This window comes from Collinsella intestinalis, assembly GCF_902501455.1.
Lineage (GTDB): Bacteria > Actinomycetota > Coriobacteriia > Coriobacteriales > Coriobacteriaceae > Collinsella > Collinsella intestinalis.
The window spans coordinates 18,539-40,463 of record NZ_CABWIC010000002.1 but is presented as its reverse complement, the minus strand read 5'-3'; the positions used below and the strand labels follow the sequence as shown (position 1 = coordinate 40,463).

18 protein-coding genes are annotated in these 21,925 nt (G+C 65.2%); 6 read left to right on the top strand and 12 right to left on the bottom strand.

The features are described from left to right. Positions 1-15: 15 nt before the first annotated feature. Positions 16-687 (bottom strand): cytochrome c maturation protein CcmE domain-containing protein, encoded by a 672-nt coding sequence (locus AOBCEHNH_RS00550; RefSeq protein ID WP_152062767.1) that lies wholly within the window; start codon positions 685-687, stop codon positions 16-18. Positions 688-827: 140 nt separating this feature from the next. On the opposite strand from AOBCEHNH_RS00550, the gene AOBCEHNH_RS00545 reads away from it, so the two are divergent. Further along, positions 828-1,592 carry a type III pantothenate kinase gene (locus AOBCEHNH_RS00545; protein WP_039910414.1) on the top strand — a complete coding sequence of 255 codons (765 nt, stop codon included), beginning with the start codon at positions 828-830 and terminating at the stop codon, positions 1,590-1,592. A gap of 11 nt (positions 1,593-1,603) precedes the next feature. Here the strand turns inward: AOBCEHNH_RS00545 and folP are convergent, their stop codons facing one another. Beyond that, positions 1,604-3,328, bottom strand: coding sequence for a dihydropteroate synthase (folP, locus tag AOBCEHNH_RS00540; RefSeq protein ID WP_152062766.1), 1,725 nt, complete (start codon positions 3,326-3,328; stop codon positions 1,604-1,606). A gap of 331 nt (positions 3,329-3,659) precedes the next feature. On the opposite strand from folP, the gene AOBCEHNH_RS00535 reads away from it, so the two are divergent. Then, complete coding sequence (locus AOBCEHNH_RS00535; RefSeq protein ID WP_152062765.1) at positions 3,660-4,502, top strand: exodeoxyribonuclease III; 843 nt, start codon at positions 3,660-3,662, stop codon at positions 4,500-4,502. Between the two features lie 16 nt (positions 4,503-4,518). On the opposite strand, the gene AOBCEHNH_RS00530 is transcribed toward AOBCEHNH_RS00535, so the two are convergent. The 5 genes from AOBCEHNH_RS00530 to glmU form a co-directional block, all read right to left on the bottom strand. After that, the gene (locus AOBCEHNH_RS00530; protein WP_226803166.1) at positions 4,519-5,229 is read right to left on the bottom strand and encodes an ECF transporter S component; all 711 of its coding nucleotides are present in this window, start codon (positions 5,227-5,229) and stop codon (positions 4,519-4,521) included. 14 nt (positions 5,230-5,243) lie between these two features. Then, the gene (locus AOBCEHNH_RS00525) at positions 5,244-6,647 is read right to left on the bottom strand and encodes an ABC transporter ATP-binding protein (RefSeq protein ID WP_152062763.1); all 1,404 of its coding nucleotides are present in this window, start codon (positions 6,645-6,647) and stop codon (positions 5,244-5,246) included. Next, on the bottom strand, positions 6,644-7,534 hold the full coding sequence (locus tag AOBCEHNH_RS00520; protein WP_152062762.1) for an energy-coupling factor transporter transmembrane component T: 891 nt from the start codon (positions 7,532-7,534) through the stop codon (positions 6,644-6,646). The genes AOBCEHNH_RS00525 and AOBCEHNH_RS00520 overlap by 4 nt, the downstream gene beginning before the upstream one ends. Before the next feature lie 108 nt (positions 7,535-7,642). Then, on the bottom strand, positions 7,643-8,629 hold the full coding sequence (locus tag AOBCEHNH_RS00515) for a ribose-phosphate diphosphokinase (protein WP_006723561.1): 987 nt from the start codon (positions 8,627-8,629) through the stop codon (positions 7,643-7,645). 217 nt (positions 8,630-8,846) lie between these two features. Next, the gene (glmU, locus tag AOBCEHNH_RS00510; RefSeq protein ID WP_152062761.1) at positions 8,847-10,247 is read right to left on the bottom strand and encodes a bifunctional UDP-N-acetylglucosamine diphosphorylase/glucosamine-1-phosphate N-acetyltransferase GlmU; all 1,401 of its coding nucleotides are present in this window, start codon (positions 10,245-10,247) and stop codon (positions 8,847-8,849) included. Positions 10,248-10,445: 198 nt separating this feature from the next. On the opposite strand from glmU, the gene pth reads away from it, so the two are divergent. The 4 genes from pth (at position 10,446) to AOBCEHNH_RS00490 (ending at position 15,151) form a co-directional block, all read left to right on the top strand. Then, on the top strand, positions 10,446-11,075 hold the full coding sequence (gene pth / locus AOBCEHNH_RS00505; RefSeq protein ID WP_006723559.1) for an aminoacyl-tRNA hydrolase: 630 nt from the start codon (positions 10,446-10,448) through the stop codon (positions 11,073-11,075). Positions 11,076-11,361: 286 nt separating this feature from the next. Further along, complete coding sequence (locus AOBCEHNH_RS00500; protein WP_006723557.1) at positions 11,362-12,198, top strand: sulfide/dihydroorotate dehydrogenase-like FAD/NAD-binding protein; 837 nt, start codon at positions 11,362-11,364, stop codon at positions 12,196-12,198. Then, complete coding sequence (gene gltA / locus AOBCEHNH_RS00495) at positions 12,186-13,592, top strand: NADPH-dependent glutamate synthase (RefSeq protein WP_152062760.1); 1,407 nt, start codon at positions 12,186-12,188, stop codon at positions 13,590-13,592. Before AOBCEHNH_RS00500 ends, gltA begins: the two co-directional genes overlap by 13 nt. A gap of 260 nt (positions 13,593-13,852) precedes the next feature. Then, positions 13,853-15,151 carry a putative ABC transporter permease gene (locus AOBCEHNH_RS00490; RefSeq protein ID WP_152062759.1) on the top strand — a complete coding sequence of 433 codons (1,299 nt, stop codon included), beginning with the start codon at positions 13,853-13,855 and terminating at the stop codon, positions 15,149-15,151. 380 nt (positions 15,152-15,531) lie between these two features. Here AOBCEHNH_RS00490 and AOBCEHNH_RS00485 read toward each other — a convergent pair whose 3' ends face one another. The 5 genes from AOBCEHNH_RS00485 to carB all read right to left on the bottom strand — a co-directional run bounded on the left by AOBCEHNH_RS00485 (position 15,532) and on the right by carB (position 21,925). Then, complete coding sequence (locus tag AOBCEHNH_RS00485; protein ID WP_152062758.1) at positions 15,532-15,936, bottom strand: molybdenum cofactor biosynthesis protein MoaE; 405 nt, start codon at positions 15,934-15,936, stop codon at positions 15,532-15,534. A gap of 222 nt (positions 15,937-16,158) precedes the next feature. Then, a complete protein-coding gene (locus AOBCEHNH_RS00480; RefSeq protein WP_226803165.1) occupies positions 16,159-16,998 on the bottom strand; it encodes a class B sortase in 840 nt (279 codons plus the stop codon). Positions 16,999-17,127: 129 nt separating this feature from the next. Then, positions 17,128-17,604 carry a 5-(carboxyamino)imidazole ribonucleotide mutase gene (purE, locus tag AOBCEHNH_RS00475; protein ID WP_152062757.1) on the bottom strand — a complete coding sequence of 159 codons (477 nt, stop codon included), beginning with the start codon at positions 17,602-17,604 and terminating at the stop codon, positions 17,128-17,130. A gap of 96 nt (positions 17,605-17,700) precedes the next feature. Next, entirely contained in the window at positions 17,701-18,030 is a 330-nt protein-coding gene (locus AOBCEHNH_RS00470; RefSeq protein WP_152062756.1) for a hypothetical protein, read from the bottom strand. Positions 18,031-18,640: 610 nt separating this feature from the next. Continuing rightward, positions 18,641-21,925, bottom strand: coding sequence for a carbamoyl-phosphate synthase large subunit (gene carB, locus AOBCEHNH_RS00465; protein ID WP_152062755.1), 3,285 nt, complete (start codon positions 21,923-21,925; stop codon positions 18,641-18,643).

Here is a 21,925-nt window from a genome sequence, read left to right as displayed (position 1 = left end):
CGGCAACGCCGTGAACTACTTTGAGATGGAGGAGTCGATGGCGGGCTGCTCCGTTGCGACGAAGATGCCATCGGAATCGAGGTGACCCGAGAGCACGACGGCGACGCCGTCGGAGACCTGCTCGTCGAGGCCCCCGTCGTACACCACCTTCAACGTGGCGCCCTGGGACTCGATGACAAAGCGGTAATCCGCGCTGGCGTCGTTGACCTCGCCCTGGATATAGCCGCACACCTTGGTGTCCTCGAACATCATGGTGTCGGCCTGGTCGATGAGGCCCTTGACGGTGAGGGAGCCCTCGGCGCTCTCGTACTTGGACGGGCACTTGGTGACCATCTCGGTGCACCTGAGCATGGGCGGGTTCTCGACCGTGCCGGTGCAGATGGCGACGACGCCCGAGCCAAAGGTCGCGGGCAGCGCGCCCTCGTAGACGACTCGGACCGACTCGCTCCCGTCACCCTCCTCGGGGGTGATGTCAAAACGGACCGCGGTGCCGTCCGTCTCGATCGAGCCGTCGACAACCGAGCCGGTGACCTGGACCTTCTTGCCGGCGTAATCGCCGGTGAGCAGGTCGCCCACCGTGAGCGACGAGGCCGCCCCGCCGGAGCCGGCGATGGCGACGATCACGAGCATGGCGATGGCGACGATACCGCCGGTCACCACCAGACGGCGCTTGGCCTTCTTGTTCATGAGACTCCTCGGAAACCGAAAACGTTTGTGCGCCGCGGAGCGCACGTGCAAGCGATAAGTATACAATGTGCGCTGTCGCTCAGGACACCCTGTCGACCCTATTTCCGCAGCGTCCGCATGACATTCAACGGGAGACGACCATGCTTTTGGCCATCGATATGGGCAACACCCAAACCGCACTCGGCCTCTTTGACGGCGACGAGCTTGTACACGCATGGCGCATGCCCACGGACCGCACGCTCACCAAAGACGAACTGCACGTCCGCCTGCTCGGCTATTTCCACAAAGACGGCCTGGACCTGGGCTGCGTCCACGCCATCGCGTTTGCCGGCGTGGTGCCGCAGCTCATGCGCGAATGGGAGGGCGTGGCCCGAGACATGGGCGCGCGCCTGATGGTCGTGGGCCGTGAGACCGCGGCCGTTACAAGCATCGACGCGCCCAACCCGGCGGAGGTGGGAGCCGACCGCATCGCCAACGCCACGGCGGCGGCCGCGCTGTACGGCGCACCGAGCATCGTGGTCGATTTTGGCACCGCCACCAACATCGACGTGGTCGACGAGCGCGGCGCCTACATCGGAGGGTGCATCGCGCCGGGAATCCGCATCTCGCTCGACGCTCTAACCGCGCGCGCCGCCCGATTGGCAAGCGTCCCGCTCGAAGCGCCCAAGGCCACGATCGGCCACACCACCGTGGAGGCCGTGCAAAGCGGCACCGTGGTGGGCGCCGCCGCGATGGCCGAGGGCCTAATCGCGCGCATCAAGCGCGAACTCGATTGCGAAGATGCGACCGTCATCGCCACCGGCGGCCTTGCGCGCGTGGTGGCCGAGGCCACCGACGCGTTCGACCACGTCGACCCCCAACTCACCATCAAGGGCATCTGCGAGATCTACCGCCGCCTGGCGTAAAGGGTCGAACGCTACAGCGTGCCGAGCTCGGCGACGACGTGGCCCACGCGGTCCTCGGGCTCCTTGACGTCGATACCCTCGTAGCGGAAGAAGCGCGCCGGGTTGTGCATGAGGTCCTCGAGCGGCACCAGCACAAAGTCGCGCTCTCCCAGACCGGGATGCGGCAGGCGCAGCTTGTTGCCGCCGTGAATCTCGTTGTCCATCCACAAAAGGTCGCAATCGATGGGGCGCGGGCCGTTTGCCTTGGCCTTGCCGGAGCGGTCGCGGCCCAGCTGCAGCTCCACCTTGCCCAGCTCATCCAGCAGGATGAGCGGCGCCAGCTCGGTCTTGATCTCGATCACCGCATTGGCAAAGGCATCCTGATCCGTTTCGTAGGCGGGCTCGCTCTCGTAAATGCGCGAGCAGCTCGACACACACGTCATGGGGATCTGGGCAATGAGGTCGCGCGCGGTGCGGATGTTCTCCAAACGGTCGCCCTCGTTGGAGCCGAGCGCCACGTAGGCGCGGCGCGGCTGCGGGCGGGCGATCGCCCAAAAACCATTCAGGAACTGGGCGAACCCGGCAACGTTGTGCACGCGCACGATGTTTGCGCCCTGCTCGATGGCGCCCAGGCACACGCCGAACGTGGCGATGTCGCGCTCCCTGGCGTTTGCCACGCCCGAGATGGCGCCCACCAGGCGCTTGCGCGATACGGCACACAGCGTGGGATAGCCCAGCGAGGCGATCTTGCCCAGCTCGCGTTGGATAACGATGTCCTCGTTGGCCTCCTTGCCAAAACCCGAGCCCGGATCCAGGCAGATGCGCTCGCGGGCCACGCCTGCGTGTATGAGTGCGCGGGCCTGGTCGGACAGGAAGCCCATGACGCGACGCATGATCGGGGCCGAATCGGGCAGGGTGAAGCGGCGGAGCTGCGCGGAGCGGCTGCCGTTGTATGCGGTGGCCCCGGAGCGCGCCATCACGGACGCAAGATCGTCGCTGGAAGGTGCGTCTTCGACCGATGCGCTCACGGCATCCGCGTCGGTCGCATCGAACGCCACGGCGGCAGATGCGCCGGGGGCCGGCGCGGCCTGCTCGGCATCGGCTGCGGGAGCCGGCGCGTCGAACGGCAGCTGCGGCTGCAGGGGCTGCACCATGCCGGAGATGAGCTTTGCCTTGGCGGCGCGCTTGGACTTGCCGGTGGCGCCCAGCGCGCGAGCGGCCTCCTCGGCCTCGCGAGCCTTCTGCGCCATGAATGCGGCGGCGGAGGTGTCGAGCTGGACCTCGGTGTGCGTGCGGGGACGCTCGACGTCGGCAACCTCGCCGGCATGCATGACCACCAGGCCGCAGTCGCTCTCCTTGACGAAATCGACCATGCGCGGGTCGGTGAAGCCCGTCACGTCGTTGACGATGGAGGCTCCCACGCGGACGGCCGCCTTGGCGACTTCCACATGGCGGGTATCGATAGACACAACGGCGCCGGCTTTGGCGAGCGCTTGCACGACCGGCAGCACGCGGCGCGCCTCGGTGTCGGGATCGACCGGGGTGAAACTGGGACGGGTCGACTCGCCGCCGACGTCGATGATATCGGCGCCATCGTCGAGCATCTTGAGGCCGTGCGCGATTGCGGCGTCGGTATCGAGGTGCTCGCCACCGTCGCTGAAGGAATCGGGCGTGACGTTGAGGACGCCCATGATGCGCGGGCGGTCGAACTTCAGCTCGTATTTTCCGCAGCGCCAAACTTTGGAATCGCGTGCCATGAGGATCCTTTCGAAACAGACAAACTCGTTCTATTGTATCCAGCCCACTCGTTTTACGTTGCGCGAATGTCGTGGCACGCGGGGATAGAGAGGCCGAGAACGCCCTAAACCTCGAATGCCCGCGCGATATCGCAGCAGATGAGCAGGGCGGCGCGCTCATCCTGGAGCGTCGGCAACCAGGCGAGGCTTTCGCCGAACCGCAATCGCAGCGCCACCGCCATCTAGTATAGTTAGCCATGCGATACCCTACTGGGCCCATTTCGTCGGCGCACGCAGCGCCGAACGGGCCCTTCGACATATCCGGCGCTGTGCGCCGCCGAAGGAGACCATCATGACCGACACCGCTTCCCGCACGCTCAAGCTCGCCTCGTGGAACGTCAACGGCCTGCGCGCCGTGCTCAAAAAGGACCCGAGCTTCACCGACATCGTGGCCGAACTCGACGCCGACATCCTCGGCCTGCAGGAGACCAAACTGCAGGAGGGTCAGGTCGAGCTCGACCTTCCCGGTTATCACCAGGTGTGGAGCTACGCTGAGCGCAAGGGTTACTCCGGCACGGCCGTGTTCTGCCGCGAGGAGCCCCTTTCCGTACGTCACGCAGACGCCGTGCTCGCAGCCGGGCGCGCCGCAGGCCTCTCCGACGACGAACTCGAACTGGTCGCCGTCGCCGCCACCGAGGGTCGCGTGTGCGCCCTGGAGTTCGAGCGCTTTTGGTTCGTGGACGTGTACACCCCCAACGCGCAGGGCGAGCTCGCCCGTCTGAGCACGCGCATGGCTTGGGACGACGTCTACCGCACCTTCCTGCGCTCGCTCGAGGACGAAACGGGCAAGCCGGTTGTGACCTGCGGCGATTTTAACGTCGCGCACAACGAGATCGACCTCAAGAACCCTAAGTCCAACCGCGGCAACGCCGGCTTTTCCGACGAGGAGCGCGCGAAGTTCGGCGAGTTGCTGGATGCGGGGTACACCGACACGTTCCGCGCCGCCAACCCCGACCTGGAGGGCGCCTACAGCTGGTGGAGCTACCGCTTCAACGCGCGCAAGAACAACGCGGGCTGGCGCATCGACTACTTCCTGGTAAGCGACGCAATCGCCGACCGCGTGCGCGCCTGCGGCATCCGCAACGACATCTTTGGCTCCGACCACTGCCCCGTCACGCTGGAGATCGAACTGTAGGGCCGCCGCGCAGACGCTACAGCCCGTACTTGCGCACGACTCGACCGATGCGGCGCGTCCACGGGCCGTACAAAACCGCGAGGAACAGGGCAGTCGCCACGCCGTGCATCGCGTCGAAGGGCAGGGATGCGGCCACGTAGGCCAGCGCACCGGCCCATGTGAGCGGACGCACGAATCCCAGCACGCCATATGCATTGATGATCACGCCGTATAGGGCGCCGGATGCCAGCCCCATGAGCACGAGCGCCCATACGCGCGGGCGGCCAGCCGTGCGGTTATCGAACACGCCGGACCGAGCCAGCATGCCGCCCACGTATCCCACCACGCCCCAGGCATACATCTGCCATGGGCTCCACAGCCCCTGGCCGAAAAAGAAATTACTGGTAAGCGCCGCGAGCGCACCGACCATGAAGCCGTTGCGCGGGCCCAACGTCGCGCCGGCGATGATGGCGATCGCGGAAAGCGGCTTGAAGTCCGGAATAGGCGCGAACAGGATGCGCCCCGCCGCCGCCAGCGCGGCGAGCACCAGCGTGGGCATGATCTGGCGCAGCGCAGGCTGGCTCCGCTCGTACCCCAGGAAGAACAGAACGAGCACCAGCGTCACGACGACCATCATGAGCAGTGCGGCGTTTGCCGCCCCCGTCAGCAATGCCGCGCCCATGACCAGGGGAACTGCAGCCAGCAGCGCAATTTCGAGAACGTGTCCGCACGTGCCGCTCAAACGCATCTCATCCCCCACCATCATGGCCGGTAGAACAGGTTGTTGCGGAAGAACTCGCCCACGGGCTCGGTGCAGGCAAGCTCGCCGTCGAACATAAGCGACACGCGGTCGGCGACGCGACGCACGAATGCCAGGTCGTGCGTGGATACGATGACCGTAACACCGTCGCGGCGAGCAGCCTCGATCATGCCGGCCACATGCTCGCGGGCGGCGCGGTCGAGACCCCTGGTCGGTTCGTCGAGCAACAGAAGCCGTGGATGAACGAGCAGCAGCTTGCCCAAGGCGAGCATCTGGCGTTGACCGCCGGACAGGTCGTACGGATGCAGGCCGGCGCGGTCGGCAAGACCGAGCTCTCCCATCATGGCCTGAACCTCATCTGCGCCATATCCGCCGATATGCGCCCATTCCATGAGCTCCTCATCCACGCGCTCCTCGGCAAAAAGGGCCTTGGGGTCCTGGGGGAGCATCGCCTTGGCCGAAATCGCGGAACGCACCTCGCCCCGCTGCGCACGGCGCGTGCCCGCGATAAGGGCGAGCAGCGTCGATTTGCCACAGCCGTTACCGCCAACCAGGGCATGCACCTCGCCCTGACGCACTTCAAGATCCAAACCGCGCAGTACCCAGTCGTCATCGCGGCCGTACCGGAACCACGCACCGCGCGCCGACACGGCGGCCGGGGCATTCGCATCGCAGAGAGCGCCGCGCTCCGCCAACGCGGCCTCGCACTTGAAGCGCCCCAGGTCCTCAACCGGCCTCACGGCGCCGTCCACCAGCTCGAACGCACAGGTCGCGTAATCAGCCATCAGCTCGGGCTCGTGCGTCGCAACAACCACGGTGCATCCCAGCTCCCGGTTCACGCGGAATAAGGCATGCAGGAAATTGCGCGCCGCGATGGGGTCGAGCTGCGCCGTCGGCTCGTCGAGCAGCAGCACGCGCGGTTGCATGACGAGCGTCGAGGCAAGCGCCAGCAGCTGCTTGCGGCCGCCCGAAAGCGCATCCGTATCGCTGTGGAACCACGGCCCCATGCCAAAGAAGTAGCTCGCCTCGGCAACACGACGGCGCATCTCGCCCTGGGGCGTACCGAGGTTTTCCAAGCCGAATGCCATCTCGTGCCACACGCTGTCGCACACGATCTGGTTATCGGGGTCTTGGAACACATAGCCGACCTCACATGCCTCGGCCCCATCCAAGTCATCCACGGGTCTGCCGAACACGCGCACCTGGCCGGCGCGGTCCCCCGCAGGGGCGATTTGCGGCTTGGCCAGCGAGAGCAACGTCGACTTGCCCGAACCGGTGCCTCCCACCAGCAGCACGAACGCACCGGCGGGAACGGCCATGGACACGCCGCTCAGCACGTCACCATGAGAGCCCGGATAGCGAAACGTCACGTCATCGTACGCGAGCGCGATACCCTCATCGCTCATGCGAATACGCTCCTCTCGTACACGTGCAGCGCCGCGGGAACGAACATCCAAGCGGCGTAGGGAATGTAGCTCAGCCAAGGACCCAAGGGCGAGAGCTGTGGATAAAACGCAAAGGACGAGGACCGCCACGCCACCGCGATGCAGAGGGCGCCGAAAGCCGCGACGAGCGCCAGGCCGAACATGTCGCGCGAAGTGAAGCGATAGCGAACGTACGTGGTTCGGTGCTCCGCGGCGCCCCAGCCGCGCGCACGCATGGCGTCGGCAGTTTCCAGGGAGTCTTCCATGGCCCAGCCCATAAGCACCGAGCTCTGCCGCATGCGACGGCGCACAAGGCCGTGACGTTCGCCGGCACGCCGGCGACCATTTTCATCGGCGCAGCTCAGAGCCACATCCTGCACATCGGCGACCACATGCCCCTGTCGCACGAAGCGCGGGATGAGGCGCATCGTCATCGAGATCATGAGCGATATGACCGGCGCCGCGTTGCCGAACAGGGAGAGCACCTTGTCCTGCGGCAAGATATCGCGTGCGGCCTGGAACCATAGGACGCTCGCCATGAACATCACCGCCATGACAACGCCGTACAGCAGGCTCTCGGCGTACACCGGCATGCCGAACGGCGAGAACAGCAACGTGCTCCCCCGCTGCGCGAACAGAGGGTTCACGCAGGCCAGCAACACGATGAGCGGAAGCTGCCAACGCAAGGCGAGCAGCGCGGGACGAACACCGCGGGCAACGGCGCCGTACGCGAGCGCCCCCGCGAGGGACAGCGACACCAGCACCGGATGCGGGGCGAACATGGTCAGGCCGAGCGTGCACGCGAGAAACGCCGCCGGCACCGCGGGGTGTATGGTTCCAAATGCCGTATGCCTGGGCGCCTGCGCCATCCGCTCCCCCTCTCTTCTGCAAATCGCCCCTTTAAGAAACAGCCGGGCCCGCGAGGGACCCGGCCGAACGAGCGGTGGACAAACCACCGCTCACATTGAACACGTTCGCTACATCGCGAAGTCGCCGCCCACGAGCGTGCTCACGGACTGCTCGTAGTACACGGCGGAGATGGTCTCGGCGAACTCACCGGCCACGGAGATGGTCTTGATCTTGCCACCCTCCTCGACGGGGATGGCGTCGGTGACCACGCACTCGACGATCGGAGCGTCGTTCAGGCGCTGGACGGCCTCGCCGGAGAAGATGCCGTGGGTGGCGCACACGTAGATGTCGCCGGCGCCGAGGGCCTTGAGCTCGCGCACGTTGGCGCACAGGGTGCCCGCGGTGTCGATCATGTCATCGTTGATGATGCAGGTCTTGCCCTTGATGTCACCGATGATGCCCATGACCTCGGCGGCGTTGTGGCGCGGACGGCCCTTGTGGGCGATGGCCAGCGAGCAGCCGAGCATGTCGGACAGCTTCTTGGCAGCCTTGGCGCGGCCCACGTCGGGGGAGACGACGACGAGGTTGTCGGTGTCGAAGCCCATGGCGTCGTAGTAGTCGGCGAAGAGCGGCAGAGCGGAGAGGTGGTTCACCGGGATGTCGAAGAAGCCCTGGATCTGGCCCTGGTGCAGGTCGAGCGTGATGATACGGTCGACGCCGGCGCACTCGAGCAGGTTGGCGACGAGGCGGGCGGTGATGGGCTCACGCGGGCCGGCCTTGCGGTCCTGACGGGCGTAGCCGTAGTGGGTGATGACGGCGGTGATGGAGCGGGCGGAAGCGCGCTTGGCGGCATCCGTGGCGATGAGGAGCTCCATGAGCATGTCATTGACGTTCTCGCCGGCAACGGACTGGATCAGGAAGACGTCGGCGCCGCGGACGGTCTCGTCATAGCGAGCGTAGATCTCGCCGTTGGCGAACTGCTTGAGCGTAAGGCCGGAGAGCTCCACGCCGAGCTGGTTGGCGATCTTCTGGGCGAGCGGACGGTTGGAGGAACCGGAGTACACTCGCAGGATCTTGCTCATATCCACGGTCTTTTTGGGATCGGTTGTCGGCATGACTTCTCCTTTATACGCCACAACTTCCTTACACGTTCTATATATTAGCCACTTTGCCAGCCAATTGACCACCGATAATGTGTAATTGGGGACGGGTGCAAATTACACATCTTTGGGTCTCGTCATGAAAAAGCCGGCCGCCCGAAATCGGACGACCGGCAGGCCCATCAGCAGGATGTGCAATTCGCACCCGTCCCCAATTACACATCCGAAAGGGTTACAGGCGGGCGCGACGCAGCTCGGTGTAGCCCTCGACAATGCGCTGGTCGGAACGCTCCACGGCCAGGGCGCCGTCCGGCACGTCGCGGGTGATGCAGCTGCTCGCTCCGGTCACCACGTCCGCGCCGATGTTCACGGGAGCGACCATCATGGTGTCGGAGCCGATGAACGTGCGGTCGCCGATGGTGGTGGCGTGCTTGTTCTTGCCATCGTAGTTGCAGGTGATGGAGCCGGCGCCAACGTTCACGCCCGCACCCATCGTGGTGTCGCCGATATAGGAGAGATGCGGGACCTTGGAGCCCTCGCCGATCGTGGACTTCTTGATCTCGACATGCGTACCCACGTGCGCGCCGTCCAAAAGGTGCGTACCCGGGCGCAGGTAGGCGCGCGGACCGCAGGTCACGCCGTTCTCAATCACGACGTCGATGGCGACCGTCTCGTCGAGCGAGCAATCGTTGCCCGCCACGACGTTCGTGAGGCGGCTGTTCGGGCCGAGCTGGCAGCCCTCGCCGATGCGGCAGGCGCCGATGAGGTGAGTCTGCGGCCACACGATGGTGTCGCGACCAATCTGCGCATCGGGGCCGATCCAGGCCTGGGCGGGATCGATAAAGGTGACGCCCTCGGTCATGAAGCGCTCGTTGATGCGGTCGCGGGCGATGGCGGTGAGCTCGGCGAGCTGCACACGGCTATTCACACCCAGGCCGTCGCGGTAATCCTCGCAGTGGGAGATGGTCACGGCATGGCCGTGGCGTTTAAGGATCTCAACCATGTCGGGCAGGTAATACTCGGCCTGCGCGTTGTCGTTGCCGACCTCGCCGATGTGGGCGGCAAGGAGCGCTCCGTCGAAGGCGTAGCAGCCGGCGTTGCACTCGAGGAGCTCGGCGTCCTGCTCGGGCGTGCAGTCCTTCTGCTCGATGATGCGGTTGACGGTCCCGTCCTCGGCCAGCTCGATGCGGCCGTAGCCAAAGGGCACGGGCGGGGTGAAGGTGAGCACGGCACCGGCGTTCGAACCGTCAGCGACGGTGTTGGCGAAGGCGGCGATGGTATCGGCCTGGATGAGCGGAAGGTCGCCGTTTAAGACCACCACGGGACCGGCGTCGATGCCTGTCGCATCCAGCGCGGTGCGGACGGCATGCGCGGTGCCCAAGCGCTCGACCTGCTCGACGCACTCGATGGCGTCGGCGGCAGGCGTGCCCTCGTAGGCAGCGGAGATCAGCGCGCGCACCTCGTCGGAGTGGCTGCCCACCACCACGACCACGCGAGTGCATCCAGCGGCCAGTGCCGCATCGATGACCCAGCAGGCCATGGGCTTGCCGAGAATCTGGTGGGACACCTTGGCATGATTCGACTTCATGCGCGTGCCCTCGCCTGCGGCCATTACAATCGCGGTGACATCCATGGGGACTCCTTGATGTTCGGTATCAAATCGGACGTCGGACGACGACGCCCATGAATTGATAGTACCGCACAGCAAGAAGGCAGACCGCCCCCAAGTCGACACCCCCGCCGCCCTCCACATCCCGCGCGCCCCGATTTGACAGCTCATCCACCCACCGCCACCATACTCGGCAGGTACATAACGAACGCAAGGAGCCCCATGGCCGCAGCACAGCCCAAGCCCATCCGCATGGTCGCCGGACTCGGCAACCCCGGCGAGGAATACGCCGCAACCCGTCACAACGCCGGCTTTTGCGCGATCGACGTCCTGGCCGAGAAGGCGGGCGTCAGCTATTGGAAGAACCAGGCGGGCGCCGAGGTCGCCGTCATCAACGTCAACGACGCTGAGGCCGAAGGCGGTAAGCGCGAGGTCGTCCTGGTCAAACCCCAGTCTTACATGAACACGAGCGGCGGCCCCATCTCCAAGCTCTGCGCGCAGTACAAGGTCAAGCCCGAGGAGCTGCTCGTCATCCACGACGAGCTCGATATCCCCGCGGGCGACGTCCGCGTGAAGGTCGGCGGCGGCCACGCCGGCCACAACGGTCTGCGCTCCATCATCGACAAGCTCGGCAGCCGCGACTTCTCCCGCATCCGCGCCGGCATCGGCAACCCCCCGGGTCGCATGCCCGTGGCCGACTTCGTCTTGAAGCAGCTGCGCTCCCGCGAGGCCGAGGACTTCGAGGTCATGACGCACCAGGCCGCCGAAGCTGCGGCGCTCGCCGTGACCCGCGGCGTCGTATTCGCGCGCGACCATGTCAACGGCGGCGCGAACGCCAACGGCAAACACTGACAACCCGGAGCAAAACCGCATCGCACCCAAAAGCGCCGGCCTCAATTTAGGGACTGTCCCTAAATTGAGGCCGGCGCCCTCCTTTTCACCGCCCCCTCGCCCACCGAAAAACGTTTTACCGCTTGCCCGAAAGACGCGCGGGCAAGGCTTACACGCAAGGTCGCGGGGTATACTTGACAGCGCATGCGCATATTCGCCTTATGCGCATGCACAAGAGGTTGCAATCGGGGCATTTTGCTTGCGTGACCTGCGCATACGATGCTCCGGCCAATCAGAGAGGGGTTCTATGTTTGAAATCCTGAAGAAGACGCAGTTCTCGGAGAAGGTCTTCGAGTTCCGCGTCCACGCCCCGAGGATGGCCAAGAAGGCTCACGCCGGCCAGTTCCTCATGGTGCGCATCGACGAGACGGGCGAGCGCGTGCCGTTCACCTTCGCCAACTGGAATGCGGAGGAGGGCTGGATCGAGTTCATCTTCATGGTGGTGGGCAAGACCACGCAGTGCCTCTCCGAGCTCAACGAGGGCGACTTCATCCGCGACATCACCGGCCCGCTGGGCCAGCCCACCGAGGTCGAGGGCGACTCCGTGGCCGTCATCGGCGGCGGCGTGGGTCTCGCCATCGCCTACCCCGTGGCGCGTATGCTCTGCGAGCAGGGCAAGAACGTCTACGTGATCATGGGCGCCCGCACCAAGGACCTCCTCATCCTGCACGAGCAGTTCGACGCGCTGCCGCTCGCCGGCCTGTTCGTCACCACCGACGACGGCTCCATGGGCGAGAAGGGCGTCGTGACCCTGCCGCTCGCGCGCCTGTGCGAGACCGACTCCATCGACCACGCCTTCTGCGTTGGCCCCGTGCCGATGATGAAGTTCTCCTCCCTCACCTGCCACGAGCACAACATCCCGATCATCGCCAGCCTCAACCCCATCATGGTCGACGGCACCGGCATGTGCGGTTGCTGCCGCGTCGAGGTGGGCGGCGAGACCAAGTTTGCCTGCGTCGACGGCCCCGATTTCGACGCCAGCGCCGTCGACTGGGACGACCTGGCCGCGCGCCAGGCCAGCTACCGCGGCGAAGAGGCCGTTTCCACCAAGCGTCATGAGGAGGCCTGCGCATGCCAGAAGTAAAGAAGTATCGCCCGAACATCGGCGCTCCCCGCACCACTCCGAACGAGGAGCCGGCCGCTGAGCGCGCGTGCGATTTCCGCCCGGTCGACACGGGCTTCACCAAGGAAGACGCCATCGCCGAGGCCAACCGCTGCCTCGACTGCAAGAAGCCCCTGTGCATGCAGGGCTGCCCCGTCGGCGTGAACATCCCCGGCTTCATCTCCAAGATCCGCGATGAGGACTGGGCCGGCGCGCTCGAGACCATCAAGGGCGATAACCTCCTGCCCTCCGTCTGCGGCCGCGTGTGCCCGCAGGAGAACCAGTGCGAGGGCAAGTGCATCCTCGGCCGCAAGGGCGAGGCCGTGGCCATCGGCCAACTCGAGCGCATGGTGGGCGACATGGCCGAGGAGGTCGGCCGCGCTCCGGTGTGCAAGCCCAAGAACGGCAAGAAGGTCGCCATCGTGGGCTCCGGCCCCTCCGGCATCGCCTGCGCCGGCGAGCTCGCCCGCGAGGGCTTCGACGTCACCGTGTTCGAGGCCTTCTTCACCGGCGGCGGCGTGCTGACCTACGGCATCCCCGAGTTCCGCCTGCCCAAGAAGATCGTCAAGCGCGAGATCGAGGGCCTGGAGCAGCTCGGCGTGCACTTCGAGTACAACTCCGTCGCCGGCCGCCTGTTCGACGCCGACGAGCTCTTCAACGAGGAGGGCTTTGACGCCCTGTACCTCGCTGTGGGCGCCGGTCTCCCCCGCTTCCTCAAGGTTCCGGGCGAGAACCTGCCCGGCGTGTACTGCGCCAACGAGTACCTCACCCGCACCAACCTCATGCACGCGTACGACTTCCCCGTCTACGACACCCCGATCCGCCAGGGCAAGAACGTCGTGGTGTTCGGTGGCGGCAACGTTGCCATGGACGCCGCCCGCACCGCCCTGCGTCTGGGCGCCGACAGCGTGATGCTGGCTTACCGCCGCACCGAGGCTGAGATGCCCGCGCGCCTGGCCGAGGTCCATCACGCCAAGGAAGAGGGCGTTCACATCCTCGAGCTCGTCAACCCGCTCGAGTTCATCAAGGGCGAGGACGGCTTTGTGTCCGCCGTCAAGCTGGAGCGCATGGAGCTCGGTGAGCCCGACGCCTCGGGTCGTCGCCGCCCCGTCCCGGTTCAGGACTCCGCCTTCGAGATCCCCTGCGACGTGGCCATCACCGCCATCGGCACCATGGCCAACCCCTTCGCCAAGCTCTGCGCCGACGTCGAGCTCAACCGCTGGGGCCTCATCGAGGCCGATGAGGACGGCCGCACCTCCAACCCGAAGGTGTGGGCCGGCGGTGACATCGTGACCGGCGCCGCCACCGTCATCCTCGCCATGGGCGCCGGCAAGAAGGCCGCCGCTTCCATGAAGAAGGCGCTGCTGGGCGAGTAAACCGCCGCGGAGGCCGGCAAGCGCTCCGCGCACGCCCCGCGCCGCGCGCGCCCGCGCACCAAACGCGAAACTCAAGGCCCGTCGACCCATATGGTCGGCGGGCCCTTTGCTTTGACGGGCACGCCTCGATTTGAAACACCTCCACCTCAATTTAGGGACTGTCCCTGAATTGAGGTATGGCGGTGCGGGAGTACGTTCGGCCAAAACGGGTACTATGAAAAAATATTCGGTTTGTGCCATTTTGCGAGCAAGGAGCATCTGTGAGCGACCCAACAAGCCGCACAGCCACCACGAACCCCGACTACGACCTTCCGGGCAACGATCTCGATCCCAAGAACGCCACCGCCGACCAGCGCAAAGCCATCCCGCTCATCGTGCGCGTGTATGGCGCCCTGTGCGCGCTCGACGGCGTCGTGGCGTTGCCGCTTATGGGAGCCTACTTTGGCATCATGGTCTATCGACTGGTGCTCGGCCAGGAATCCGTCCTCATCGGTTCTAACCTCACCCTTACCGTCACCATGACGGCGATCGGCTCCGTCCTGGCGTTCGTCGCCTCGGTTGCACTCATCATCTTCGGCTGGACGCTCATGAAGAGCTACCGCCGCGACGCGGGCCGCTGGGCATACGCCCTTATCGTGATGACGGTCGCACAGATCCTGATCGACGTCATGCTCCAGGGCATCGGCGTGCACCTCATCCGCCCCATGATCCAGCTGGGCATCCTCACGGCACTCTCTGCCACGATCGATCCCACGCTGCGCCAGGAGCGCGAACTGCAGCGTCGCCTGCGCGATCTCGAGGACCGCGAGGCGGCCGCCGAGGGCATGCTGGGCCGAGACCTCACGGGCGAGGGCTATATCAAGCTCAACTTCTTCAACCTGTTCTGGGTCTTCATGGTCTGCTGCGTACTCGGCCTGATCATCGAGATCATCTTCCATATGGTGTGGGTCGATCCGGGCGTGTACCAGGATCGAGCCGGCCTTCTGTTCGGCCCGTTCAGCCCCATCTACGGCTTTGGCGCCGTGCTGCTCACCGTTGCCCTCAACCGATTCTATAAGCGCGGTTTTGTATTGATCTTCCTGGTCAGCGCCCTGATTGGCGGCGTGTTCGAGGCTGCTGTGGGTTGGTGGATGCAGACCTCGTTCGGCGCGATCGCCTGGGCGTACTCCTACGAACTGCTGCCCGGCATCCCCGACCCCATGGCGATTCTGTTCGCCGGGCGCACGTCCACCCCGTTCATGCTCATGTGGGGCACCCTCGGTCTGTTCTGGATCAAGGTCTGCCTGCCGCGCCTGCTCAAGCTCATCAACCTGATTCCGTGGAAGATGCGCTACTCGCTGACCACCGTGGTCGCCGCCCTCATGCTGGTGAACGGAGTCATGACGCTCCAGGCGCTCGACTGCTGGTTCTGCCGTGTGAGCGGCATTCAGCCCAGCTCCCCGGTCGAGGAGTTCTACGCCGAGCACTTCGATAACGACTACATGGCAAACCGCTTCCAGACCATGACGATCCACCCGGATACATCAAGTCGCGTGGATTCACCCAAGCCGGCGGCGTAGCGGGCAGCAGGGCAGACACGAGCTTCAAACTCGCGCCGGGCGCCGATCTGCCAGATACGGGCGCCTCTCTCAGACGGGATTTTGGTCGCAAAATGCCAAGCTGCAACAGCGAGGCATTTTGCGACCATTTTTTCGAACTTTTCCCATATGAACCGGTCGAGAAATGCCTCTCTACGATAGCGTGGCACTTCTCGACCATTTTTCCGGTCGTCCCATGGTCGTCCTATATGAGAAATGGTCGAGATTTGCTACGCTCCGGCACCATGGCACTTCGCGACCATTTTTCTAATCGCAGCGCATAAAAAATGGTCGAGATTTGCCACGCTGTTGCAGAGTGGCAAATCTCGACCGGAAACCAGACCGCAAACCATCACGGCCCGCTACTCGGAGAGCTCGCGCTCCACGACGCAGGTGTTCTTGATGGTCGCAACCAGGTGCTGCAGACCGTCGATCACGCGCGGGCGAATGTCGCCGCCGATGAGCACGAGCATGATGTCGTCGCCCACGGAGAGCTCGCCGGAGTTCAGCCACACGCGCACGTAGCCAATGCCCGGCAAAGCGCGCGCCTCTTCCACGGCGGCGGCCACCTTGGCCTCGTCGTAGCTGAACACCATGCCGGTGACCTTGTCGCCGGGCTGGACGCCATCGGTCTCGATGCCGCGCGCCTCGGCCTTGGGCGTCTCGCGCACGGTTCCGTTATGGACCAGATACATTCCGCATGCGCGGAAGCTCGGGTCGGCCTTGGCCTCACGCAGCCAAGCGTCGATGGAAGGCATATCTGCCATGGTCGATCCTTTCTTTCCGGCAATGCCCAACCGCGAACAGGCGCGTATGGGACATCGCCTTGACTACAAATAGCGCACCGGCCAGCGGGGAAGCATCCCCGGCAAGCCGGCGCGAACATGTCTCAATTTGTACCTGTCCCCAATTGGGGCCAACATGTGTCCCAATTCGCACCTGGCCCCAATTGAGACCCTGACCCCAATTGAGGCCCCCTCAATTGAGGCTTACTGGGCTGGAATGGTGTCGACCACGCGGCACACCATGCCGGCGCGGGTGGTGCGGGGAATGATCTGGCCGGCACACGTCACGAGGGTGAGGACCTTGTCGGCCTTCTCCACCTCGGCGGCGGCATCCTTCGCGCTTGCCTTCGCCTGGGCGAGGGAAGCCTGCAGGTACTGCGTAAAGGCCTTCTCGCTATCGAAATTGGTACGGCGGGCGTCCACGTAATCGTCCTGCACCTGCATGGTGAACATCGGCTTGAGGACGTAGGTCATCTCGGGCGTGATGTAGTAGACCTTCTTGAACGTGTCGAAGACCTTCTGGTCCATGCTCGCATCGATGGGCTCGAACATGGCGCCGTCGTTCATGTGATGACCGTACAGGGTGGTCTGCTGGTCGACCATACCCGGGGCGGTGCCGTCCATGTCCATGAAGATGGTGCCGTTCTCGCTGTATTCGCCATTGGGCAGATGACGCAGGTAGGTGTTGTTCGTCTCGCCCTGCGCGACCACGTAATTGATGCGCGTTCCGGGGACGTAGATCCAACCCACGATATCGTCGCTCTCTTTTTTGAGCGCGTCGAAATCGATCTGGGGGATGCCGTCCTCGCCCGAGGAATCCTTCACGGCCATCTCGGCGATGCCGTTGTAGTAATCATTGGCCTTCTTGTAGCCGATCTGCGCCTTGACGAACAGGCCGCCCGCCACGAGAAGCAACGCCACGCCCACCGCAATCAGGATGTTGGAGAGTACGTTGCCGCGGCGCTTGCCGGAACGTCCGGACTTACCGCCCCGAGGCGCGCGATACGCGGACGAAGCGGAAGCGTCCGCCTGCGCTCCGTGCACAGGTCGCGCGTACGGCGACGGGGGAACGGGCCGCGAGCTCACCGGTCGCGGCGCCTGAACCCCACCGGGGCCGGGCGCGGGCTGGCCTTTAGGTTTGAAGTGCTTTCCCCCTTCGCTCGCCATACGCCTCTACGCCTCCGCCATCTCACGCTTGAGCTGAGCGATGGCCTCGCGATACTCGGGCATGGTGGCGCCGAGGATCTGCGTGGCGAAAATGGCCGCGTTCTTGGCGCCATTGATGGCAACGCAGGCCACGGGCACGCCGGAGGGCATCTGCACCATGGAGAGCAGGGAGTCCAGGCCACCCAGGTCGCTCGTCTTCATGGGCACGCCGATGACCGGCAGCGGGGTGAAGGCGGCAACGACGCCACCGAGATGCGCGGCCTTGCCGGCAGCCGCCACGATCACCTTGATGCCGCGGTCGGCAGCGGTCTCCGCCCACTCGTGCACCTGCGCGGGATTGCGGTGCGCGCTGGCGATGACCAGCTCGTAGGGAACGCCCAGGCGCTCAAGTTCGGCGGTGCAGCCCTCCATGACGGGAAGGTCGGACTTAGAGCCCATGATGATACCGACGAGCGGGGCCTTTTCAGTTGCAGTGGTTTCCATGGTGCCTCCAGGGAGTCGCGGTGGTAGTGGCTTTAGTATACCTACTGGCACGAGGGGGAGACCGCTCTCAGCCCATTTCACACGCGATTGGAGGCGCTATTCCGCGAAGGTCCCGAGTTCCTCGGCCATGCGGATGACCTCCAGGCCCAATGCGGTCAATTCATAGCCGTTCGGCAGGCGGGCACCGTTGGGCTGAACGTTGTCGCGAACGATGACGAGCTCGCAATCGCGCAGCGCGGCGAGGGTTCGAATCACCGTCGGAACGCTGACCGCGGCGGCCTGGGCGATATCGCGATGGGCGAGCTGAACCTCGGCGCAGCGGCGGCCGTGCTCACAGCCGGAGCGCTCGGCAATGATGCGCAGCACACGGCAACCGGTCTCGTTGACCCGGACACCCGGAATATTGACCCGGACTCGTTTGCTCATGTTGGCGCACCTCCCCGAAATACGCATCTGCCCCAGGATGGACGCCTGCGCCGCGGCCTCCGCACTGCGGCGGACGCTCAGCGCGCGCCCGCATGAGGAGGCCAGATTCGCATCTACACACGTCATCCAGCCTGACTTGCACCCGAGAACCATAACACCTTATCTCTACCTGGCAGCTATCAATTTGTGTCAGGGGTGTCACTTTTAGAGCCTGTGCCTGGTTTTTTATCGTCGCAGATGAGGGGCTTGCGAGCGGGCGCAGCTCAAGCGGCTTTCACACGCTCAACTCAAGAGGTTCGTTGAGCTGCCAGAGCTATCATGTCGTTACTTTATTGATGAAGAGACGTTCCCCTTTTCGCACCGTTCCTTCGAATCGCTCCCAAAGAGCCTAAGCAACCCCCCCCCATTTTTTTTCTGTCAGCGGTTTGTAAAGTGACTCGATATGACCGGTTTTAACCCACATCTTCACATTTAGGGCAAACGCGACCTCGCCATGCAAAAGGGGTGCCCGGCCCTGAGCCCGAAGCACCCCTCCTCGAGGAAGACCCCTCCCCCGCACTATGAAACCGGCCCGCAACGCTTACCGCACCGGCGACTTTGCCGCCGCGGCCTACGCCAGGTCCTGCAGCGCCACGACCTCCATGCCGTCGCCCGACTGACGGGCCTCGAGCGCAGCGATGTACGCGTTGGCGGCGGAAAGCGCCGTCAGGCAGGTCACCCCGCGGCGCACGGCCTCGGTGCGAAGCACGTATCCGTCGCCGCGCGAACCCGGGCCGTAGGGGATGTTCACGATGAACGCGATCTCCCCGCCGGCGATGAGGTCGAGGATCGAGGAACCACCGTCCTCCGAACTCGAGGCCCCAACCTTGCCCACGATCTCGCACGGCACGTTGCCGCCGCGTAGCACGCGCGCCGTTCCCTCGGTGGACACGATCTCGAATCCCAGGTAGCGCAGGATGCGCGCGAGGCTCAGGATATGGCGCTTGTCACGGTCGCACACCGAGATGAACACGCGGCCGTCCTTGGGCGTCGGCAGCTGGTAATCGATTGCCAGCTGCGTTTTTGCGTACGCCTCGGGGTAGCTCTTGGCGATGCCCATGACCTCGCCCGTCGACTTCATCTCGGGCCCCAAGATGACCTCGGCACCGGGGAAGCGACCCCACGGCATCACGGCTTCCTTCATGCAGAAGTAATCGAGCTTGCGACGATCATCCGGCAGGTCCAGGTCGCTCAGAGCGGCGCCGGCCATGATACGGGCGGCACAGCGGGCCAGCGGCACGCCCGTCGCCTTGGAGATGAACGGCACGGTACGGCTCGCGCGCGGGTTCGCCTCGATCACGTAGATGGCGTCGCCCTTAACCGCATATTGCACGTTCACCAAGCCACGCGCGCCGAGCGCCAGCGCGATGCGGCGCGTCGTCTCACGCAGCTTTTCCTGCAGGGACTCGGAGAAGGAGAACGGCGGGATGCACGTGGCCGAGTCGCCGGAATGGATGCCCGCCTCCTCGATATGCTCCAAGATGCCCCCGATGTAGACGTTCTCACCGTCACACAGGGCATCGACGTCGCTCTCATACGCACCCTCGAGGAAGCGATCCAGGTAGATGGGGTGGTCGGGGCTCACGCGCGTGGCCTCGGCCATGTACTCGCGCAAGCGCTCGGCGTCGTAGGCGATCATCATGCCGCGCCCGCCGAGCACGTAACTCGGACGCACGAGCAGCGGATAGCCGATCTGCGCCGCCACGGCCTCGGCCTCCTCGAACGAGGTCGCCATGCCCGCCGGCGGATACATGATGCCCAGTCGGTCGAGGAGCGCCGAGAAGCGCTCGCGGTCCTCGGCAAAATCGATGGCGTCGGGCTGCGTGCCCATGATCTTCACGCCGCTCTCGGCCAGCGCGCGCGTGAGGTTGACCGGCGTCTGACCGCCCAGCGTGGTGATCACGCCCGCGGGGCGTTCGGCATCCACGATGTCCATCACGTCCTCATAGGTGACCGGCTCGAAATACAGGCGGTCGGAGGTGTCGTAGTCGGTGGACACGGTCTCGGGGTTGCAGTTGACCATGATGGTCTCGAATCCGCGCTCGGCCAACTCGTAGCAGGCGTGCACGCAGCAGTAGTCGAACTCGATGCCCTGGCCAATGCGGTTGGGACCCGCGCCCAAGATCATGACCTTGGGCTTTTCACAGGAACGCACCTCGTCGGCAGCCACGCCACGGCGCGCAGCGGGAGCCGGGCGCATGAGGTTCTCGTACGTCTTGTAGTGGTACTCCGTGGCGCTCTCGAACTCGGCGGCGCACGTATCGACCGTCTTCATGCTCGGCACCACGCCCAGCCCCTTGCGATACGCGCGGACGAAGCGCTCATCGCTGCCGGTCAGCAGCGCGATCTGGGCATCGCTCGTGCCGTACTGCTTGAGCAGGCGCATTGAGTCGGCGTCGATGTCCTCCACGCGCAAGCCGCGCACCGCCTCCTGCACGGCGATCATGTCGTGCAAGCGGTCGAGGAACCACGGATCGATGCGCGTGGCGTCGTACAGGCGCTCCACGCTCCAGCCGCGACGCAGCGCCTCGGCGACATAGGCGATGCGCCCCTCGCTCGCACGGGACACAGCCGCCGCGAGGTCGTCCTCATCCAGGGATGCCAGCTCGCCCGCGCCCTTCGCGTTCACGCCGAAGCCGCAGGCCCCGTCCTCGAGCGAGCGCATGGCCTTGCCAAACGACTCTTCGAACGTGCGGCCGATCGCCATGACCTCGCCCACGGCCTTCATGCGCGTGGTGAGCGTCGTGTCGGTGCCCTTGAACTTCTCAAAGGCGAAGCGGGGCACCTTGACCACGCAGTAGTCGATCGACGGCTCGAAGCACGCCGGCGTGGCGCGAGTGATGTCGTTGGTGATCTCATCGAGGGTATAGCCCACGGCAAGACGCGCGGCGGCCTTGGCAATGGGGAAGCCCGTGGCCTTGGAGGCGAGGGCCGAGGAGCGGCTCACGCGCGGGTTCATCTCGATGACGATGAGGCGTCCGTTTTGGGGGTTGACCGCGAACTGCACGTTCGAGCCGCCCGTCTCGACGCCGATCTTCTCCAAAATCGCCAGGGAGGCGGCGCGCATGCGCTGGTACTCGAGATCGGACAGGGTCTGCGCAGGGGCGACGGTGATGGAGTCGCCCGTGTGCACGCCCATGGGGTCGAGGTTCTCGATGGAGCACACGATGATGCCGTTGCCGGCGCGGTCGCGCATGACCTCCATCTCGTATTCCTTCCAGCCCTCGATCGATTCCTCGACGAGCACCTCGCCCGCCGGGGACAGCTCGAGGCCCTGGGTCACGATCTGGATGAGCTCGGCCTCGTCATGAGCGATGCCGCCGCCCGCGCCGCCCATGGTGAAGCTCGGGCGCAGCACGCACGGATAGCCCGTACGCTCGACGATCGCCAGGGCGTCCTCGACGGAGTAGGCGTAACCGGAGCGCGCCACCTCGAGGCCGAGTTCGGCCATGGCCTCGTTGAAGAGCTTGCGGTCCTCGCCACGCTCGATCGCGGCGAGGTCGCAGCCGATCATTTCAACGCCGTAGCGCTCGAGCACGCCGGAACGGGCGAGGTCGACGGCGGCGTTCAGGCCGGTCTGGCCGCCGAGCGTGGGCAGCAGCGCGTCGGGGCGCTCGCGCTCGATAACGCGCTCGATGAACTCCGGCGTGATGGGCTCCACATAGGTACGGTCGGCGAGGCCGGGGTCGGTCATGATGGTCGCAGGGTTCGAGTTGACCAGGACAACCTCGTAACCGTCCTCCTTGAGGACCTTGCAGGCCTGGGCACCGGAATAGTCGAACTCGCACGCCTGGCCGATGACGATCGGGCCGGACCCGATGACCAGGATGCGTTTGATGTCTTCGCGCTTGGGCAT

What these genes read in the sequence shown, in the direction of transcription:
- AOBCEHNH_RS00550 (WP_152062767.1), bottom strand. Translation starts at nt 687, where the DNA reads ATGAACAAGAAGGCCAAGCGCCGTCTGGTGGTGACCGGCGGTATCGTC.
- AOBCEHNH_RS00545 (WP_039910414.1), top strand. Translation starts at nt 828, where the DNA reads ATGCTTTTGGCCATCGATATGGGCAACACCCAAACCGCACTCGGCCTC.
- folP (WP_152062766.1), bottom strand. Translation starts at nt 3,328, where the DNA reads ATGGCACGCGATTCCAAAGTTTGGCGCTGCGGAAAATACGAGCTGAAG.
- AOBCEHNH_RS00535 (WP_152062765.1), top strand. Translation starts at nt 3,660, where the DNA reads ATGACCGACACCGCTTCCCGCACGCTCAAGCTCGCCTCGTGGAACGTC.
- AOBCEHNH_RS00530 (WP_226803166.1), bottom strand. Translation starts at nt 5,229, where the DNA reads ATGCGTTTGAGCGGCACGTGCGGACACGTTCTCGAAATTGCGCTGCTG.
- AOBCEHNH_RS00525 (WP_152062763.1), bottom strand. Translation starts at nt 6,647, where the DNA reads ATGAGCGATGAGGGTATCGCGCTCGCGTACGATGACGTGACGTTTCGC.
- AOBCEHNH_RS00520 (WP_152062762.1), bottom strand. Translation starts at nt 7,534, where the DNA reads ATGGCGCAGGCGCCCAGGCATACGGCATTTGGAACCATACACCCCGCG.
- AOBCEHNH_RS00515 (WP_006723561.1), bottom strand. Translation starts at nt 8,629, where the DNA reads ATGCCGACAACCGATCCCAAAAAGACCGTGGATATGAGCAAGATCCTG.
- glmU (WP_152062761.1), bottom strand. Translation starts at nt 10,247, where the DNA reads ATGGATGTCACCGCGATTGTAATGGCCGCAGGCGAGGGCACGCGCATG.
- pth (WP_006723559.1), top strand. Translation starts at nt 10,446, where the DNA reads ATGGCCGCAGCACAGCCCAAGCCCATCCGCATGGTCGCCGGACTCGGC.
- AOBCEHNH_RS00500 (WP_006723557.1), top strand. Translation starts at nt 11,362, where the DNA reads ATGTTTGAAATCCTGAAGAAGACGCAGTTCTCGGAGAAGGTCTTCGAG.
- gltA (WP_152062760.1), top strand. Translation starts at nt 12,186, where the DNA reads ATGCCAGAAGTAAAGAAGTATCGCCCGAACATCGGCGCTCCCCGCACC.
- AOBCEHNH_RS00485 (WP_152062758.1), bottom strand. Translation starts at nt 15,936, where the DNA reads ATGGCAGATATGCCTTCCATCGACGCTTGGCTGCGTGAGGCCAAGGCC.
- purE (WP_152062757.1), bottom strand. Translation starts at nt 17,604, where the DNA reads ATGGAAACCACTGCAACTGAAAAGGCCCCGCTCGTCGGTATCATCATG.
- AOBCEHNH_RS00470 (WP_152062756.1), bottom strand. Translation starts at nt 18,030, where the DNA reads ATGAGCAAACGAGTCCGGGTCAATATTCCGGGTGTCCGGGTCAACGAG.
- carB (WP_152062755.1), bottom strand. Translation starts at nt 21,925, where the DNA reads ATGCCCAAGCGCGAAGACATCAAACGCATCCTGGTCATCGGGTCCGGC.